Origin of the sequence: Nonomuraea sp. NPDC049141 (assembly GCF_040648415.1) — a bacterium.
Lineage (GTDB): Bacteria > Actinomycetota > Actinomycetes > Streptosporangiales > Streptosporangiaceae > Nonomuraea.
Genome location: NZ_JBEZDR010000005.1, coordinates 201,244 through 219,641, shown reverse-complemented (window position 1 = coordinate 219,641; position 18,398 = coordinate 201,244). Strand labels below are relative to the sequence as shown.

Sequence of the window (18,398 nt, the reverse complement as noted above, 5' to 3'; positions counted from 1 at the left end):
CCAAGACCACAGGTGTGGGCCGGGAGGAGAGCACGGGGGCTCACCCTCCTCCCGGCGACGGGCGACGGGCGACGGGCGACGGGCGACGGGCGACGGGCTAGGGGAGTGCGGTGCGGGGGAAGGCGAAGATGGTCCGGCCGCAGTTCAGCGGGGTGGCGGTTTCGGTGGCGCACTGGTTCTTGGTCCACTCGGTGAGCGACCAGACCAGGCCCGTGGCGTAGTCGTAGGTGAGCGACTCGGGGTGGAATCCCCAGCACTCATACTGCGAGCTGTAGGGGTTGGTGCAGGTGTGGGATCTGCCGGTGGAGGTGTTCAGGGCCCACAGCTCGCCTCGTTCGTCGGCCCAGCTGTGCGAGACGTACCAGGTGCCGTTCCACGACAGCACTCCCTGCATGTTGCCGACCCGGGTGCGGTACGCCTGGGCCGCCGGGGTGTAGCCGCTGGCGTTGGCGCTCAGCAGGAAGTTCGCGCCGCCGAGGTTGTAGCGGTAGACCCTGCCGTGCAGGGCGGGGTCGCTGAAGTACTCCACGGCGGTCAGGGAGTCGGGGCTGGTGCTGCGGTCCAGGGAGATGGAGGCGAAGCACGGCACGCCCGTGTCGGTGCTCATGGTGCAGGTGCCGCTGGCGTAGCTGTAGAAGCCGACCTCCGGCATCACGTACTGGTAGCCGTAGGCGGCGTACCCGCTGCTCGTCTTGCCGATGGCCGAACTCGGATCGTTCACCTGCAGGATCTCCGACATGCTGAAGACCCTGATGCCGGTGGAGTTGGCTCCGGTCGCGCTGACGTACAGCTTGTCGCCGTACCAGGCCATGCCGCCCATGTGCGCTTTCGCTGGGCCGAAGGTGTTGTTGGAGTAGCTGGTGACGTTCGGGTTGGTGGTGCCGTCCGTCGGCGCGACCAGGTAGACCCAGCGGTACTTCGGCGCCGCGGGGTTGGTGTAGTCGATGAAGGCGACCCTGGCGTCGTTGTTGCGGAGGTTCGCACCGCACTCGCCGGCGTTGCAGTAGTTCCAGCCGCTGATGATGGCCTTGTACGCGCCCCAGGTGCCGTCGTCGTCGGCGTCCCCGGAGGTGGTGAGGCTCTGCGGGATCCAGGTCGTGGTGCTCGCGTCACCGCTGTCCCAGCACCAGCTGACCGTGGCGGCGGGCTTGATCGGCAGCCCGGCGGCCTCGGTGCTGTCGCAGGTGCGCATGGGGTGGTTGGCGCTCGTCATGACGTCGGCGAAGTCGACCTGTGTGAGGCCCGACTGTGCCTTGAGCGTGCTCAGCCCGGTCGTCGGATGCCAGTTGACACCGGCTCCGGAGACGGCGACGAGCGGGGTTCCGTAGGCGGAGTCGTCGACGGGGTCGGCCTGCGCCGCCGTGGCGGCGGCGAGCGGGGCGGTGGCTAGCAGGAGGATGGCGGCGATTCTGGCCACGGCTCTGGACAAGGGGCGTCCTCTCCATCCGGCTCATGTGTTGAGAGGCGGACAGCAGAAAGCATGAGAGCCGGAACGCTCCGGAGATAGCACTAAACACGTCTGAGTCGGACGAAATTGATGCCAATTCACGTGGCTAAGGTGGCTGCTGTGATGGCTACTCCCCTGAAGTTGTCGCGTGGCCTGCTCTTCATCTCCGACGGCTCTCCCGCCTACGCGCGGCGATACACGCACCAGGGCGAGGAGCCCGTGCACACGCACAGCTTCGTGGAGATCGCCGTCGTGGTCGCCGGGACGGCCGTCCACCTTTCCTCGTCGGGACGGCAGGAACTGCAGGTCGGGGACGTGGTCCTGCTGCGTCCGGGCGTCTGGCACGGGTACGAGGACTGCGCGCGGCTCGCCCTGTACAACTGCTGCATAGGCACCGACCTCCTCCGCAACGAGCTGTCGTGGACGCGCGAGGATCCCCGGCTGGGTTACCTGCTCTGGACCGGGCCGCACTCGTTGCAGCGTCGCGGCCTGCTGACCACTCACCTGGACGAAGTTGATCTCCGTACGTGCGTCGGCTACCTGGAGGCGCTCGACCGGCTGCGCGATCGCAGCATCCAGAAGCACCGGGCCGACGTCATCGGCTGGCTCTCGCTCTTCCTCGGGCACCTGTCCCGCACGGTCGACACCGGGCAGGACGAGGCCGTTGCCGACTGCTCGGTGACCCATCCGACGGTCATGCGCGTCGTGGGCATGGTGGAGGGAGACCTCGCCCATGACTGGACGCTGGCCGAGCTGGCCGGGGCCGTCGCGCTCAGCCCCGCCTACCTGGTGCGGCTCTTCAAGTCGGCCACCGGGCTGCCGCCGATGGCCTACCTGGGCCGGCTGCGGGTCGAGACCGCGGCCGACCTGCTGCTGCGTACCGACGAGCCGGTGACGTCGATCGCCCGGGCGGTGGGCTGGCCGGACCAGAGCCACTTCGCGCGCCGTTTCAAGGCGTACTTCGGGCTTAGCGCGACCACTTACCGGAACCGGTTTCGCACCTAGACGGCTGGCCTACGTTCCCGCACTCCCCGCCGTACTTCGGCTGGGGTCCTTCGGGGAGTGGGGAGGGCGATTGGTTGTGGTGTCGGTGGCGGAGCGGTAGTTGTGGAGGCGCGTCTAGCCGAGTAGCAGGCGGGCTGGACCGTACAGGCCGCTCGCTCGCTGGCCCGGGAAGACGAAGTGGGTGGGGCTGACCGCGTCGAGGTGCGGCGCGAGTGTGCCGTACACCTCGACCTCGACCGTGTTCTCGCCGGCCCGCAGTGCCGCGCCGACGTCGAACCGGTACGGCGAGCACACCCTGATCCCGCACGAGTGGCCGTTGACCCGCACCTCCGCGGTGCCGCGCACCCGGCCCAGGTCCATGAGGCCGGTGTCCGGGCGCTCGTCGAGACGTACGGTGCGGCGGTAGCGGACGCCGCCGCTGTACTCCGGCAGGCCGGCCCGCTCCCAGTCGCCCAGCTCGATCGGGCCGGGGCCGGTCTCGATCTCGATCGGGCCGGTGAGGATGGCGCCGCCGGTGTACCCGGCCTCGGTCACCACTCTCAGCAGGGCCTCGCGCGGCCCGGCCCGTCCGTCGAGGGACGCCTCCAGACAGCCGGCGCCCTCCGCCACCGTCTCTCCCTCTACCAGTAGCTCGGCCGCGCCGCGCAACGGCACCCGGAGGGCGGTCGCGCCCGGCGGGACCTCGAAGCGCAGCCACTCGACGCGCCCCGCCGTCCCCTCCTCCGCCATCACGACCGGAAGCACGACCGGCGAAGAGACCGGTTCGTCCCCTGACAGCCAGGCGGTGCCGGGGAGCGGGTGCGGGCGGCGTGGCAGGTGCAGGGCGGCGGGATCGTGGTACTGCGTCCTGCGGGTCTCGGCCGGGGCGCGTTCGCCGTCGTGCGCCGCCCACCAGCCGGGCCCGGAGGTGACGCAGCCGTCGACCAGGACCGGCTCGGCACCGTCCCCCACGCGGACGGTCACCTCGTTCGCGCCGGGCCGGAGCACTCCGGCCAGGTTGTAGCGGCGGACCCGGGGCTTGCGCTCGTCGGCGTACGGGTCGAACCCGCCCTGCCGGCCCATCTCCACCCCGTTGACCAGCACCTGGCAGGCCGTCATCGCGGCCACCTGGAGCACCGTGCCCTTCGGCGTGAACGCGGCGGTCAGCTCGACCGGCCCTGCCGGACCGGTGATCCACTCCGGGCGCAGGTAGTGCTCAGGGCTGGTCACGACGGCGACGTGCGCGCGCAGCCACCCGTCGTCCTCGGGCACCAACCGGACCTCCAGCAGGTGGTTGCCGGGCGAGAGCGGCCGGCGGGCGAGCGCCAGGTAACCCCTGTCGTCCAGCTCGACGTCATGGCCGTCGACCCGCACCGCCTTGGCGGCCGCGGCGCCGATCGCGAGGAACCCGTGCTCCGGCACGGTCAGCTCGGTCCTGAACCAGGCGCTCTTCCCCATGGCCACCTCGCCGAAGTCCAGGAACTCCTCCGGCACGTGACCCTTGGGCCCGAGGGTGCGGCGGTGGACGGGGTCCTTCCTGATGCCGCGCGAGGCCGAGAACACCGCGGGCCGCCACTCGCCGCCGTCGATCCGCGAGCTGCCGTGCGACCCGTACGTCGCGTACGCGGGCCGCCACTTCAGCCCGTCCACGCGGTGCTCGACCTCCCAGCGGTGCAGGACCGGCCCGGAATGGCCGAGGTCGCCCCAGGTGTCGTCCAGCGTGGGTACGAGCTCCATCTCCCAGCCGGCGCCGAGATCGAGCTCCCGCGTGGGGGGCGCGGCCGGTTCGGGCGTCGCCACCTGCTCGCCGGTGAAGACGAGCAGCGCGGCGGGACCGGCGTCGAACGGCACGACGACCTCGGTGTGCTCGCCCTCCACCGTGTACGGCAACGCGCGCACCCCACCCCCGAACGGGTCCACCAGCAGCGGCGTCCCCGAGACGCCGCGCACGCGCACCGGCATCTCGGCGGCGTACCGGCCGGGGTCGAAGTCGATGGTGGCCGAGTCCCAGCCCAGGTCGGTGCCGCGGTCGTCCGGTCGTTCGACCGCCACTCGGCTCGCCATGGGGAAGGTGGCCTGGAGGTAGACGATGGTGGTGCCGTCGAACTCCCGTACCAGCGGGGGGACCGGCGCCTCGACCCGGCGCAGCGGCGACAGCAGCGGGCCCAGGTCGGCCGTCGTCGCGGCGAAGCGGACACGCGAGCGCAGCGGGCCCTCGGGGCGCGCGCCGACGGCGACGACCAGGCCGCCCTCGTCGAGGAACGCCACGAGCGCCGCTTCCGTGGCCGGATCGAGCGTGACGCACGCGGGCAGCACGATCGCGGCATAGGACTCGTCGGCGACCTCCAACCGAGTCCGGGTCGTGCCGGGCCGGACGGTGGCCCGCTGGAGCGAGTCGTCGTCGATCACGTCGGCGTCCAGGCCGAGCCGGTCCAGGGTGCCGGGCAGCATCCTGAACCACGCCATCTCGCCCACGATCTCGCGGTAGACCTCCTGCGCCCGCGCGGCCTCCGCCGCCACCCCGTCGAGCCTCGTGCTCGCCTGGACGGTCGCGGTGGGCATGAGGACCGCCAGGTCGCAGGCGTGCCGGCCCAGCGAGAGGATCGCGCACAGCCGGGTGACGGCGTCGGCGAAGACGCGGTGGTGCCGCCAGTACGGCTGGCGCCAGTCCGTGGACGGCGGCGCCCACTCCCACCATCCGGCCTTGGTCGTGTAGTAGACGGCGTGCGGGTTGTAGAGCGTGGCTCCGGCCCGCAGCCAGGGGAGCAGCCAGTCGAAGGTCTCCTCCAGCGTGCCGCCCCAGCCGCTGGAGTGGAACGCCTCGATCCAGGTGCGCGGCCGGTCGTACAGGTGGGCCAGCGAGGAGTGCACCCGCGCGTCACCGTGGTGGTCGGAGCCCGGCGCACTGAACCAGCGGTGGGTGCGCGCGTAGTCGGCGTACAGCTGGACGCCCTCCACCGGATATCCGGCGCGGGCGGGATCCTGCTGGTCGCAGCCGCTCAGCAGGCCGTGGCGGTCGTGCCAGGCGGCGAGCGGGCGGAAGAACGCCTCCTCCGCCAGCTCGGCCCGGGTGCGCTGGTAGTCGCGGCGTACCTCACCCGCGCCTTCCTCGTCCGCCCACAGCAGCGGCAGGTGAGGGGTGAGGTCGTAGCCTCGGCGCTTCTCGAACTCCACGGCGAAGGTGTCGGACCAGGTGGGGAGCGAGGGCAGCTCGTCCTGGAAGGAACCGGCGATGACCGTGCCCAGCCGGTGCCCCAGCCGACGCTCGAACTCGCCGTGCACCCGGTCGATCAGCGCCGCGCACGCCTCTGCGGACAGGTAGTCGAAGCCGCGGGTGGTCACCGAGCCGTCCGGGGACAGCCACCGGCCGGCGAAGCGGGGCTCCTCGCTGACCAGCCGGGCCTGGAGGTCGGCGCCCGAGAAGCCGAGCTGGTCGTAGAACCACAGGGAGATCCCCAGCTCCTCGGCGTCGGCGCACACCTGCTCCAGCAGGGTCCACCAGTCCTCGGAGAAGAACGGCGGGTCGTCGGCGTCGGAGCCGAACATCGGTCCCGACGGCGCCAGGTTGAGTATCACGAGGTTCCACACGCCGCCCTCGGCGAACCGCTCCAGTTGCCAGCGCAGCCGGTCGTGTCTCAACCGCTCGCCGCTCCACCACCAGATGGCCGCGGGGGAGTACGCCCGGGGCGGGTGGCGCAGGATGTCAGCGAGCTCGGCCGGCAAGGTCATGGCAGCTCCAAAGGGGAGGTGGGCACAGCCACCACGTCGTAGGACAGGTTCAACTCGTCGAGGCCGGACAGCGCCTCCGGCCGGGCCCCGTCGTCCACGATGACATGGTCGAACGACTTGAGGCTCGTGACCCGGTACAGCGCGGTCCTGGCCAGTTTGGTGTGGTCGATCAGCAGCACGCTGCGGGTCGCGGAGGCGAGCATCGCCCGTTTCACCGGCACGATGTGCTGCTCCTGGTGGTAGGCGTACTCGCCGGTCACCGCCGAGGTGGAGACGAAGCACAGGTCGGCCTGCAAGGCCGCGACCGCGTCGGTGCAGGAGACGCCGAGGAAGGAGTTGTGCAGCATGTCGTAGTCGCCGCCCAGCGCGATCAGCCGGATGCCGGGCATGCCCGCGACCAGCTCGATCGTCGTCAGGAAGTTGGTGACGACGGTCAGCGGCGCCAGCGGCTCCAGCTTCCTGGCCAGTGCCAGGCTGGTGGTGGAGTCGTCGAGTATGACGGCCATGCCGGGCTCGATCAGCTCCACCGCCCTGGCGGCGATCGCGTCCTTCTCCCTGCGCATCGACTTCTCGCGGAAGGCGACGTTGCTCTCGAAGACGCTGGACGGCTGCGCGGTGACGCCGCCGCGCAGCTTGCGTACGATCCCCTGGCGTTCCAGCTCGTTGAGATCGCGGTGGATCGTCATCACGCTGACGTGGAACAGCTCGGCCAGCTCGGCGGCCGCGAGCTCGCCCTTGGCGTGGATCCGCTCCGCGATGGCCTCCTGCCGCCGCGCGGGTCCCCGCGGGGCTTCCCTGTCGTCGGTCATCATGGCTGTCTCCGGAGGGGGTTTCCGCGAAGCGGAGGGAGCATAACGCGGCCTAACATTGACATGTGATTCTCACGCTGTCCAGCGTTACAACGCGCACCATCTCGTAACACCCTGCTGGAGCTGAAGAGCGGTCCAGGAGGTGAAGCCCCAGCTCAGCCCGGATTGGGATACTCGGCAGGGGGAGTGCGCGGCGGCTGTTATTTTCACATCTTGCTTGATAGGTTGCCCGCCGCGATATATACGTTTTCTTGACGCCCTCACCAGGCAAAACACCCATCTCCCCTCACTAGTGTGCCTAGTGCGCGATGTTGATGGAGGGTGACCGGGATGGTGCTGGCGAAACGGCCGGTCGCTACGGAGGGGACGCTGCGGTCGTGGCTGCTGGAAGGGCTGCAGACCGACCGCAAGCAGATCGAGCACGGCCCGCACGTGAAGCACTCGTGGTGGCGGGTGATGTGCCTGACCGGTGTCGACTACTTCTCCACGCTCGGCTACCAGCCGGGCATCGCCGCGCTGGCGGCCGGGCTGCTGTCGCCGCTGGCCACGCTGTTCCTGGTGGCCCTGACGTTGTTCGGCGTGCTGCCGGTCTACCGGCGGGTGGCCGAAGAGAGCCCGTACGGGCAGGGCTCGATCGCGATGCTGGAGAAGCTGGCGCCGCAGTGGTGGGGCAAGATCTTCGTGCTGGCCCTGCTCGGGTTCGCGGCCACCGACTTCGTGATCACGATGACGCTGTCGGCGGCCGACGCCACCGCGCACCTGCTGGAGAACCCGTTCGTGCCCGACTTCCTGGCCGGACAGCGGGTGATCGTCACGCTGGTGCTGCTGGCGCTGCTCGGCGGGGTGTTCCTGATGGGGTTCAGCGAGGCGATCGGCATCGCCGTCCTGCTCGTCTTCGTCTATCTCGGCCTGAACGCGGTGGTGGTGGCCACCGCGATCGCGCACGTGCTGGAGGCGCCAGGGGCGGTCGTGGACTGGAAGCAGGCGCTCAGCACGAGTTACCGCAGTCCGCTGGCGATGATCGGGCTGTCGCTGCTGGTGATGCCCAAGCTCGCGCTGGGCATGTCCGGGTTCGAGACCGGTGTGGCGGTGATGCCGGTGGTCAAGGGGGACATCCCGCAGCGGATCGCGGGGACCAGGCGGTTGCTGACGGTCGCGGCGCTGATCATGAGCGTGTTCCTGATCTTCTCCAGCTTCGTGACCACCGTGCTCATCCCGCACCAGGAATTCGAGGAGGGAGGCAAGGCCAACGGGCGCGCGCTGGCCTACCTGGCCCACCAGTACCTGGGCAACTGGTTCGGCACCGCCTACGACGTCAGCACGATCGCGATCCTCTGGTTCGCCGGGGCCTCGGCGATGGCCGGCCTGATCAACCTGGTGCCGCGATATCTGCCCCGGTACGGCATGGCGCCGGAGTGGACCGGGGCCGTGCGGCCGCTCGTGCTGGTCTTCTCCGCCATCGGGTTCGCCATCACGATCATCTTCCAGGCCGACGTCGACGCCCAGGGCGGTGCGTACGCCACCGGCGTGCTGGTGCTCATGCTGTCGGCGGCGGTCGCGGTGACGCTGTCGGCGCGGACCAAGAGGCAGCACCGGGCGACCGCGGGGTTCGGCGTCATCGCGGCCGTGCTGGCGTACACGCTGGTCGACAACGTCTTCGAGCGGCCGGACGGCGTGAAGATCGCCTCGTTCTTCATCGCCGCCATCGTCGTCACGTCGCTGATCTCGCGGGCCACGCGCTCCACGGAGCTGCGGGTCACCGAGGTGCGCCTGGACCCGCTGGCGGAGGAGTTCGTCAATGACGCGTGCGGCGAGATCCATGTGCTCGCGAACGAGCCGCACCAGCGCGACCAGAACGAGTACAACGACAAGCTGCGCGAGACGTGGATCAACCACCGGCTGCGCAGCTCCGAGCCGTGCCTGTTCGTCGAGGTGTCGGTGCCGGACGCGTCGGAGTTCGAGACCGAGCTGCACGTCAAGGGTGAGGAGCGGTACGGCCACAAGATCCTCACCATCGAGAGCTCGGCCGTGGCCAACGCGCTGGCCGCGCTCCTGATCTACCTGCGTGACCGCACCGGAGGCGCGCCGCACATCTACTTCCACTGGACCGAGGGCAACCCGATCGTGGCGATGCTGCGTTACCTGGTCTTCGGCGGCGGCGACGTACCGGCGCTGACTCGTGAGGTCCTCCGCAAGGCCGAGCCGGACCTCGAACGCCGACCGCACGTCCACGTCGGCTGAAGCACCGGGCTTCCGGGGCCGGCGGCTACTTGCCGGGGAGTCCGGGCCTCGGCCGGTCGCGCTCGACGGCGAAGGAGACCGAGGCAGGGCCCGCCGCGAGGGGGAGCCGGATCTCGAAGACGGCCCCCGGGTTCGCGGGTCGTGCGCGCGCGCTGCCACCGTGGGCCTCGGCCACGGCGGCCACGATGGCCAGGCCGAGACCGGCGCCGCCACGGGTCCGCGCGGGGGCGGCCCGGTAGAAGCGCTCGAAGACGTGCGCCGCCTGTTCGGCGGTAAGGCCGGGCCCTTCGTCGCGCACCTCGACGACCACCTCTCTGATATCCGCGCCGCCGTCTGTCCGTACGGTGATCGTCGCCGGAGTGCCCGCCGGAGTGTGCGTACGGACATTGGCCAGCAGGTTGTCCAGCAGCTGCCGCAACCGCGTGCGGTCACCACGGACGAGCAGCTCCCCGTGGCCGGTCACCAGGCGCAATGGCCGGGCGGGCGCCACCGCCCGGGCCGCTTCCAGCGCCTCCGCGGCCAGGCCGGTCAGGTCCACCGGCCCGCTCTCCAGCAGGCGCCCCTCGTCGAGGTCGGCGAGCAGCAGGAGTTCGTCCACGAGGACGCCCATGTGGGAGGCCGTCGACTCGATCCGCGTCATGATCTTGGCCAGGTCCTCGGCGCTGTCCGAGCCACCACGGCGGAACAGCTCCGCGTACCCGCGTACGGTCGCGACCGGGGTACGCAGCTCGTGCGAGGCGTCGGCGACGAACCGGCGCAGCCGCTCCTCCGACGCGGCGCGCTCACGGAAGGCGACCTCGATCTGGCCGAGCATCGCGTTCAGCGCCAGCCCGAGCCGGCCTGCCTCGCTCCACGGTTCGGCGGGTTCCACGCGCTGGGTGAGATCGCCGTTCCCGATGGCCTTGGCGGTCTCGGCGATCTCGTTCAGCGGACGTAACGCACGGCGGATCGCGCGGAAGGCGATGACGGCCAGCACGATGAGCGCGAGCAGCGTGATGGCGCCGAGAACGCCGGCCAGCCGCCCGATGAGCGCGTCGTACTCGGTCGCGCGGACCCCGGTGGTCAGGATCCGCCCGTCGGGTAGCCACGAGACGCGCAGCCACCAGTCACTCGCGCGACCGAACGGACCGTCCCTGACGGACCCGTCATCGCCGGCGTCGGGAACCTCGTCGGGCGCGTCGTCGTCGCGGAAGAACACCGCCCCGTCCGGGACGTCCGTCGTACGCGCCTGAGGCCACCTCGCCCGGGCCGCGCCGGCCGGTGCGCCGGTGGGGGCGACAGTCTGGATCACCTGACCGTCCGCGCTTCGGAGCTGGAGGAAGGACGGCGATTCGCCGGTCCGCAGGGCGATGGAGAGCAGCCTCGCCGCGTCCCCTTCCGGCAGCGCGAGCGTGCGCCCGCCCGGCAGCAGCCCGGTCACGTCACGCGCGAAGCGGTCGAGCTGGGCGTGGGCCCGTCCCGAGCCGGTGTCCCGTATGACGCCCCAGGCCGCCATGGGCACCCCCACCAGCCCCGCCGCCAGCAGGGCCAGCACGGTGAGCCCCAGCCGTACCCGCAACGATCTCGGCGCCCGCAGCCGAATCATGGGCGCATCAGCCGTAACGCGTATCCGACCCGGGGCACGGTGTGGATCAGCGGTTCGCCGGTGTCGTCGACCTTCCGGCGCAGGTAGCTGATGTATGTGTGCACGACCCCTTCACTCCCGCCGGAGTCGTACTCCCAGACGTGGTCGAGGATCTGCCGCTTGGTCAGCACCCGTCCCGCGTTGGTCACCAGATAGCGCAGCAGCTTGAACTCGGTCGGGGTGAGCTCGATCAACCGGCCGCCGCGCCGCACCTCATAGGCGTCCTCGTCGATCTCGAGGTCGGCGTACGAGAGGCGGGCCGCCTGCCGGGTACGGCCGAGCACGGCCCGCGCCCGCGCGATCAGTTCCTCCAGGCTGAACGGCTTGGTCACGTAGTCGTCCCCGCCAGAGGTGAGACCGGCGATCTTGTCCTCGGTACGGCCCTTGGCGGTCAGGAAGATGACCGGCACCTGGTGCCCCAGTCGTCGCAGCCGCCGGCACGTCTCCAGCCCGGAGATGTCGGGCAGCATGATGTCCAGCACGACCAGGTCGGGCGCGAAATCGGCGACGCGGGCGACCGCCTCGGCTCCGGAACCCGCGGCGACGGCTTCGAAGCCCTCGTACCGCATGGCCATCACCACCAGATCGGACAGGTTGGGATCGTCGTCCACGACGAGGATGCGGGCGCTCACTCCTTCAGTGTCGTGCCGCGGTCTTAGAAATCTCTGTGGACTCCAAGAGCGGTCACAGAGCCCCTGAAGATCAGGCGGTTGGACTGGCCGTATGGAGCGATTCGGCTTTTTTATCCTTCAGCACAAGGTGCTCGTCGTCCTCGCATGGCTGGCGCTGGCGGTCATGGGCGGGTTCGCGACGATCGGTGTCGGTGATCGTCTGACGGAGGATCTCGCCCAGCCGGGCCGGCCGGGATACGAGGCGAACCAGGCCATCCACCGGCTCTACGGCACGGGCGGGGACGATCCGCCGCTGGTCGCTGTCATCACCCTGCCCGCCGGCCGGACGGTGGACGACCCGGGGACGCGGGCGCTCATCGCCCGGCCGTTCGCGGTGGCGGCCGCGGCGATGCGGGTCCGCGTCGTGTCGTACGCCGACACCGGGGACCGGCGCTTCGTCGGCGCGGACGGGCGGACGACGTTCGGGCTGGTGTTCACCGAGCCGACCCGGGGCATGAACGCCGACCTGAGCGGACCCCTCCTGCGGGTCATGCGACCGGCCATGACGGGCGGCGCGACACTCCGCGTGACCGGCCTCGAAGCCCTGGCCGCCGTCGAGGCGCGGGGCGTCAGCGTGCTCGCCGAGACGCTGATCGGCGGGGTGGGCGCGCTCGTGGTGCTCGCCTTCGTCTTCGGCTCGGTGCTGGCCCTGGTCCCCGTCCTGGTCGCCGCCGTGTCGATCCCGGTGACCTTCCTGGCGGTGTACGGCCTGGCCGGAGTGACGGACGTGCACATGATCGTGCAGTTCATCGTCGCCCTCATCGGGCTGGGGGTGGCGATCGACTATTCGCTCCTGCTCATCACCCGCTGGCGGGAGGAGCGGGCGCTGGGGTACGAGGGGGACGACGCCGTCATGCGCGCGCTGGTCACGGCCGGGCGCTCCGTGGTGATCAGCGGGGCCACGGTGGGCATCGGCCTGATCGCCATGGTGGTCATCCCAGTGCCGTTCCTGCGCAGCATCGGGTACGGCGGGATCCTGGTCCCGCTGGTGAGCGTGGCGGTCGTCCTGACCCTGCTGCCCGTGTTGCTGGCGAAGGGCGGAGCCCGGCTCGACCGGCCGCGCCGGCGCCCGCGCGCCGAGGCGTGGCGCTGGGCGGCCTGGGCGCGCGGCGTGATCCGGTTCCGGTGGCCGGCGCTGATCGCGTCCACCGGCCTGCTCGCGGCCCTCGGCTGCGCGGCCTTCGGGCTCCAGCTCGGCCAGCCGACGAGTCCCTCGCTGGCCGGATCGGGACCGGCGTACGAAGGGCTGACCGAGCTGCGGCGCGCGGGGATCCCGAGCGGGGTGCTCACGCCGCTCGACGTGATCCTCCCCGCGGGCGCCGATCCGGCCGCCGAAGCCGCCCGGCTGGCGTCGCTGCCGGGAGTCGCCACGGCGGTCGCCCCTCCGGCCTGGCGCGGCGGCGGAACGTCCCTGATCACCGTGATCCCCGCCGACGAGACGGGGACCGCGGCCGGGAAGGACACGATCACCCGGATCCGCGGGGCGGTGCCTCCCGGGGCCCAGGTCGCCGGTGAGGCCGCCCAGAGCATGGACTTCGTGGCCGCGGTCTACGGTGCCTTCCCGGTGATGCTCGCGCTGATCGCGATCATGACATTTCTCCTGCTCGCCCGGACGTTCCGGTCACCGGTCCTGGCGATCAAGGCGGTGGTGCTCAATCTGCTCTCACTGGCCGCGACCCTGGGCGCGGTGGTCCTGGTCTGGCAGTACGGCTACGGCTCCGCGCCGATCTGGGGCCTGCCCGGGATGGGTGCCATCCCGGAGTTCATCCCCGCCATGATCTTCGCGTTCCTGTACGGCCTGTCCATGGACTACGAGGTGTTCATCCTGGCGCGGATGCGCGAGGCGTACGACAGGACGGCCGACACGGAGGAGGCGATCGTGGTGGGCATCGGCCGGACGGGTCGCCTGGTCACCAGCGCTGCCCTGATCCTCTTCCTGGCGTTCGCGTCTCTGGCCGCCGCTCCGCAACCGGAGATCAAGATCTTCGCGACCGGGCTCGGCATCGGCGTGCTGCTGGACGCGACCGTGGTCCGGGCACTGCTCGTGCCCGCGCTCGTCGCGGTGATGGGCCGGTGGAACTGGGTCACCGGTCGTCGAGGGCTCAGGGGCGGAACGCCCTGAGTGTGAGCTCCACCAGGGCGTCGGCGTACTCGGGCGTGAGCGGTCCGGAGCGGTGCAGCCAGCGCTGGTAGAGGGGGGCGTACAGCAGCTCAAGTGCCAGGTCGAGATCGGCGTCCGCGGCAAACTGGCCCGCCCGCTGCGCGCTGCGCAGTCGCGCCTTCTTGGCCTCGTCCACGGGTCCGGCCAGTTTCTCGCGGTATTGGGCGGCGAGCTCCGGATCGTTGATGATCTCCATGTTGAGCGCCCGGATCGGCGCCTCGAAGCCGGGGTCGGCGAACTCGGCGACGGTGGCGCGCATGACGGTCTTGAGGTCGGCTTCGATGTCGCCCGTGTCGGGTAGCGCGAGCCCTTCGGCCCCCTCGCTGAGCGCCAGGAACGAGTCGAAGATCACGGCTCCTCGGTTGCGCCACCAGCGGTAGATCGTCTGCTTGCCCACCCCTGCCCGTGCGGCGATGGCTTCGATCGTGACCTTCGCGTACCCCACCTCGGTGACCAGTTCGCGGGCCGCGTCGAGGATCGCCTGGCGCGATCGCTCGTTGCGGCGGGTGGGGTCCGGCTGTTTCGCGGTGGACATGCCGGTGAGGATAGCAGCCCTTGGAGACGAGACGTTCCGTCTTGACGAATGGGGAAGGCTGATGCAAGCTGTGTCTTGCGAGACGAACCGTCTCGTCTCAAATATGAGGAGGTGGGGTCTGTGACGAGTACCCGAGTGTGGTTCATCACCGGAGCGTCCCGGGGGTTGGGCCGGGCGTTCGCGGAGGCGGCGCTGGCCGCGGGAGACCGGGTCGTGGCCGCGGCCCGCGATGTCGATCCGCTCGCTGAACTGGCGGAAGAGCATCCGGGCCGTCTTGTACGCCTGTCCATGGACGTCTCCGATCGCGCGGCGGTCCGGGAAGGCGTGGACCGGGCGGCGGCGGCCTTCGGGCGGCTCGACGTCGTGGTCAACAACGCCGGAGGGCTGCTGTTCGGCATGGTGGAAGAGGCCACCGAGGAGCAGATCCGGGCCCATCTCGACGTCAACCTCTTCGGCGCGATCTGGGTCGCCCAAGCCGTCGTCCCGTACCTGCGGGCGCAGGGTTCCGGGCGCATCCTCCAGGTCACCTCGATGGGCTCCGGCGGGGGATTCGCCTCGGTCGGCCTGTACGCGGCGGGCAAGTCGGCGCTCGACTCAGTCAGCCAGGCGCTGGCGATGGAGGTCGAGCCCTTCGGCATCAAGGTCACCATTGTGCAGATGGGCGGCTACAACACCGGGCTGTTCACGACGGGCACCACGACGACCGAGCCCCTTCCAGAGTATGAGTCCCTGCGCAAGAAGCTGGCCGAGATATGGGGCGACGACGCGGGACCTGACCCGAGTACGGCCGCACCCGTCATCATGGACTTGGTCGACCTGCCGAATCCGCCGCTGCGGCTGATCGTCGGCAGTAACTCCTACGACCTTGTCCAGCAGATGGACCAGGCCCGAACGGAGGAGTACCGCGCCTGGGAGCACCTCAGCCGCAAGGCGCAAGGTTGAGCGCCCCATACGCCCGGTTGTCAGGAAAAATACGTGTATGAGACAGCCCGTCCTGGGCGAGGCCCCTGGCAGTACGCTGCTCTGCATGCGCAGACGGGTGATCGACGACCGGTTCGAGCTGGTGGAACGGCTCGGCGGCGGCGGCATGGGCCTCGTCTGGCGGGCCTGGGACGTGGCCCTGCACCGGGAGGTCGCGCTCAAGGAGGTACGGCCGCCCGACCCCGACATGGACGAGCGCGACCCTGAGGCCGCCCGCGAGCTGCGGGCCAGAGTGCTCCGCGAGGCCCGCGCCCTGGCCCGGCTGAACCACCCGCACGTCGTGACCATCCACCACATCGTGGACAACGGCGACAGCGGCTACCCGTGGCTCGTCATGGAGCTGGTCTCCGGCGGCTCGCTTCAGGAACGCCTCGAACACGGCCCGATGACGCCGCAGGAGACCGCGCGTCTCGGCCGCGAGATCCTGTCCGCGCTGCGGGCCGCGCACGCCGTCGGCATCCAGCACCGCGACGTCAAACCCGCGAACGTCCTGCTGCGGCCGGACGGCCGGTCGGTGCTCACCGACTTCGGCATCGCCGCGGTACGCGAGTCCACCAGCCTGACGGCGACCGGCTCGTTCATCGGCTCGCCCGAGTACATCGCGCCGGAACGCATCAACGGCTACGAGGGCGACCCGGCCTCGGACCTGTGGTCGCTGGGGATGCTGCTGTACGTCGCGGTCGAAGGCCGCCATCCGCTCCGCCGGGCCACCACGCTGGCGACGCTGGCCGCGGTGCTCAACCAGGACGTGCCGCCGCCGCAGCGGGCCGGAGCGCTCGGTCCCGTGCTCGGCCGCGTGCTCACGCGCGATCTGGCCGCCCGGCCGGACGGCGAGACGCTGGACCGCATGCTCGCCTCGGTGACCGACGCCCCCGCGTCGATGCCCGCGCCTCCTGGCTGGGCCCCAGGTCCGCCACTCGCACAGCCGCCGAACAGCGGCCCTCCGTTTCAGCAGTCGCCCACTGGCCCGTCGTTCCCGCAGCCGCACATGGGCCCGCCTATGGGCTCGCAGCCCGGCATGGGCCCGCAGCCGAACATGGGGCAGCAGCCGAACATGGGCCCGTACTCGGCCATGGGGCCGCAGGTGGGCACCGGTCCGCAGTACCCCCCGCTGAACACCAGCCCGCCGCTCCCGCGCTCGGTCACCGGAGCCACGCGTCGCCGCACGCGGCGCAGCGCGGCCCCGGCCATGGTCGCGGTGTCCGCCGCCGTGGTCGTGGTGGTCGGCGTGCTGGTGTGGACGTTCTTGCCCGCGCTGAACGGCGACGCCGACGACGACCCGCAGGCACTGAATTCCGCAACACCGACCAGCTCCGCCACCAAGTCCACGAAGAAGAGCACCAGCAAGCCCACCGAGGCCGCCGCCGACCCGGGCAACCTGCTGACCCCGGCGGGCATGCGGACCATGATCTCCAAGTTGAAGCCGGTGATGGGCGGCACCAAGGTCTTCCGGATGACGGTGTACCCGGAGTACGCGAGCATTGAGGGGCTGGTCAAGGGCGAGAAGGACATCTACGACCGCTTCACTTACCGTGACGGCGTAGCCGAGCGCCAGGGCCCTGGCGGCACCGCGAACGACGCCGCGGTGGACCTGGCCAAGTTCAACTGGGACGCCCTCCCTGCCCTGTTCCGCAAGGCGGACAAGGATCTGCGCATCCGCAAGCCCACCACCCACTACATGATCGTGGATCCCGCCTTCGCCTTCGTGGGCGGCGTCCGCGAGTCGATGATGATCTATGTGGGCGACGAATACCGAACGGCCTACCTGGTGGCCGACGTCAACGGCAAGGTGATCAAGACCAATCCGGCGTGACCGGCATCTCCCGCTGCCGCCGCAGCGGTGAGAACACCAGCCAGAGCACCGCCAGCCAGGAACAGCTCACCGCGACGGCCAGGGTCGCGCGGGCGCCGAGCCAGGCGCCGAGGATCCCCGCCAGCAGACCGCCGATCGGCATCGCGCCGCGGATCATCCACCGGATGCTCGCGTTCATCCGGCCGAGCAGCTCGGGCGGGCAGATCGACTGCCGGAAGGCGATCTGCAGCACGTTGTACGCGACGGTGGACAACCGCGAGGCGAACAGCCCCGCCGCGACGGCCAGCACTCCCCAGCCGGGCCCGCCCACCGGGACCAAGAGCGCGAACCCCCCGAGGTACAGCTTCCCCGCCCATAACGCCCGGGCCCCGCCCACCCATCGCGCGAACGACGTGGCGAGCACGCCGCCCACGATCCCGCCGGCACTGCCCAGCCCCAGCACCAGCCCGAGCGTGGCGGGGTCGGTGCCGAGGTCGCCGAGCAGGAAGACGACGACGAGCGTGGTGACCATGGCGTCGCAGAGGTTCGAGATCGCGCTGCACGCCACGACGCGCCGCAGCACCGGGTGCCGCAGGACGAAGGTGATCCCCTCGGCCGCCTCCCGGCGCATGCTCCGGTCCCCGCGGTCGGCGGGCCGCGGTTCGGGACTGCGGATCAGCAGCAGGGTCACGATGCCGATCACGTACGAGAGGCAGTCCACGACCATCACCCGTGCCGCGCTGTGCAACAGCGTCATCAGGCCGCCCGCCAGGGAGGGACCGCCGGCGACGGCTACCGCGTTGGTCGTGGCGATCTTGCCGTTGCCCTCGACGAGCCGCTGCCGCGACATCAGGACCGGCAGGTAGCTCTGGCAGGCGATCTCGAAGACGACATTGATCGAACCCACGAGGAAGGCCACCGCGTACAGGTGAATGATCGTCAGCCCGCCCAGCGCCGCCGCGACAGGGACCGAGGCCACCACCACGCCCCGCGCCACCCCGCAGCCGATCATCAGCGGGCGCTTGACGACGCGGTCGACGATCATCCCGGCGGGCAGCGTCATGACCAGCCAGGCGGCCGTGCTGCAGGCGGTCAGCAGCCCCACCTCGAAGGTCGAGGCACGCAGCATGGTGATGGCGGTGAGCGGCACCGCCAGCGTCGTGACGGCGGCGCCCAGATCGCTGATGCTCTGCCCGGTCCAGAAGAGCATGAAGTCGCGATTTTTCAGGAGTGTGCCATCTTGTTCGAGCGCCTGCCGGTTGAGGGTCACGCCATTGACCGTACGGAAAGCGGTCTCCGCGATACGGCCATATGTCCGGATTCGACGGGCGGACTCGTGGTTTCGCTGGTGGTCACCGTGTCGACGTCAGGAGCACAGCGCCATACACCACGCACGCGGCGAGGATGACGATCCCGGCCCGCCC

General features: G+C 70.6%; 12 protein-coding genes. 5 read left to right on the top strand and 7 right to left on the bottom strand.

The features are described 5' to 3' along the window. Window positions 1–97: 97 nt before the first annotated feature. Entirely contained in the window at window positions 98–1,429 is a 1,332-nt protein-coding gene (locus AB0B91_RS17035) for a hypothetical protein (RefSeq protein ID WP_358319780.1), read from the bottom strand. A 141-nt stretch (window positions 1,430–1,570) separates the two neighbouring features. Here AB0B91_RS17035 and AB0B91_RS17030 point away from each other — a divergent pair, with 141 nt between their 5' ends. Continuing rightward, window positions 1,571–2,452, top strand: coding sequence for an AraC family transcriptional regulator (locus AB0B91_RS17030; protein WP_358319777.1), 882 nt, complete (start codon window positions 1,571–1,573; stop codon window positions 2,450–2,452). Window positions 2,453–2,566: 114 nt separating this feature from the next. On the opposite strand, the gene AB0B91_RS17025 is transcribed toward AB0B91_RS17030, so the two are convergent. After that, the gene (locus AB0B91_RS17025; RefSeq protein ID WP_358319774.1) at window positions 2,567–6,160 is read right to left on the bottom strand and encodes a glycosyl hydrolase; all 3,594 of its coding nucleotides are present in this window, start codon (window positions 6,158–6,160) and stop codon (window positions 2,567–2,569) included. Beyond that, entirely contained in the window at window positions 6,157–6,972 is an 816-nt protein-coding gene (locus AB0B91_RS17020; protein ID WP_358319771.1) for a DeoR/GlpR family DNA-binding transcription regulator, read from the bottom strand. Before AB0B91_RS17020 ends, AB0B91_RS17025 begins: the two co-directional genes overlap by 4 nt. Window positions 6,973–7,299: 327 nt before the next feature. Here AB0B91_RS17020 and AB0B91_RS17015 point away from each other — a divergent pair, with 327 nt between their 5' ends. Then, on the top strand, window positions 7,300–9,210 hold the full coding sequence (locus AB0B91_RS17015) for an amino acid transporter (RefSeq protein WP_358319768.1): 1,911 nt from the start codon (window positions 7,300–7,302) through the stop codon (window positions 9,208–9,210). Between the two features lie 25 nt (window positions 9,211–9,235). Here AB0B91_RS17015 and AB0B91_RS17010 read toward each other — a convergent pair whose 3' ends face one another. Continuing rightward, entirely contained in the window at window positions 9,236–10,795 is a 1,560-nt protein-coding gene (locus tag AB0B91_RS17010; RefSeq protein WP_358319765.1) for a HAMP domain-containing sensor histidine kinase, read from the bottom strand. Beyond that, window positions 10,792–11,466: a response regulator transcription factor gene (locus AB0B91_RS17005; RefSeq protein ID WP_358319762.1), complete on the bottom strand. Its 675-nt coding sequence runs from the start codon at window positions 11,464–11,466 to the stop codon at window positions 10,792–10,794. Before AB0B91_RS17005 ends, AB0B91_RS17010 begins: the two co-directional genes overlap by 4 nt. Before the next feature lie 127 nt (window positions 11,467–11,593). Between AB0B91_RS17005 and AB0B91_RS17000 the strand changes: the two genes are divergently transcribed. Then, window positions 11,594–13,627, top strand: a complete 2,034-nt coding sequence (locus AB0B91_RS17000) for an MMPL family transporter (protein ID WP_358319759.1) — start codon at window positions 11,594–11,596, stop codon at window positions 13,625–13,627. Here the strand turns inward: AB0B91_RS17000 and AB0B91_RS16995 are convergent. Further along, a complete protein-coding gene (locus AB0B91_RS16995) occupies window positions 13,608–14,201 on the bottom strand; it encodes a TetR/AcrR family transcriptional regulator (protein WP_358319757.1) in 594 nt (197 codons plus the stop codon). The genes AB0B91_RS17000 and AB0B91_RS16995 overlap by 20 nt on opposite strands. A gap of 120 nt (window positions 14,202–14,321) precedes the next feature. Here AB0B91_RS16995 and AB0B91_RS16990 point away from each other — a divergent pair, with 120 nt between their 5' ends. Both AB0B91_RS16990 and AB0B91_RS16985 read left to right on the top strand, forming a co-directional pair. Next, window positions 14,322–15,143 carry an SDR family NAD(P)-dependent oxidoreductase gene (locus tag AB0B91_RS16990; RefSeq protein ID WP_358319755.1) on the top strand — a complete coding sequence of 274 codons (822 nt, stop codon included), beginning with the start codon at window positions 14,322–14,324 and terminating at the stop codon, window positions 15,141–15,143. A gap of 37 nt (window positions 15,144–15,180) precedes the next feature. Continuing rightward, complete coding sequence (locus AB0B91_RS16985) at window positions 15,181–16,995, top strand: protein kinase (RefSeq protein ID WP_358319752.1); 1,815 nt, start codon at window positions 15,181–15,183, stop codon at window positions 16,993–16,995. On the opposite strand, the gene AB0B91_RS16980 is transcribed toward AB0B91_RS16985, so the two are convergent. Continuing rightward, the gene (locus AB0B91_RS16980; protein ID WP_358319749.1) at window positions 16,976–18,244 is read right to left on the bottom strand and encodes an MFS transporter; all 1,269 of its coding nucleotides are present in this window, start codon (window positions 18,242–18,244) and stop codon (window positions 16,976–16,978) included. The genes AB0B91_RS16985 and AB0B91_RS16980 overlap by 20 nt on opposite strands. Window positions 18,245–18,398 lie beyond the last annotated feature (154 nt).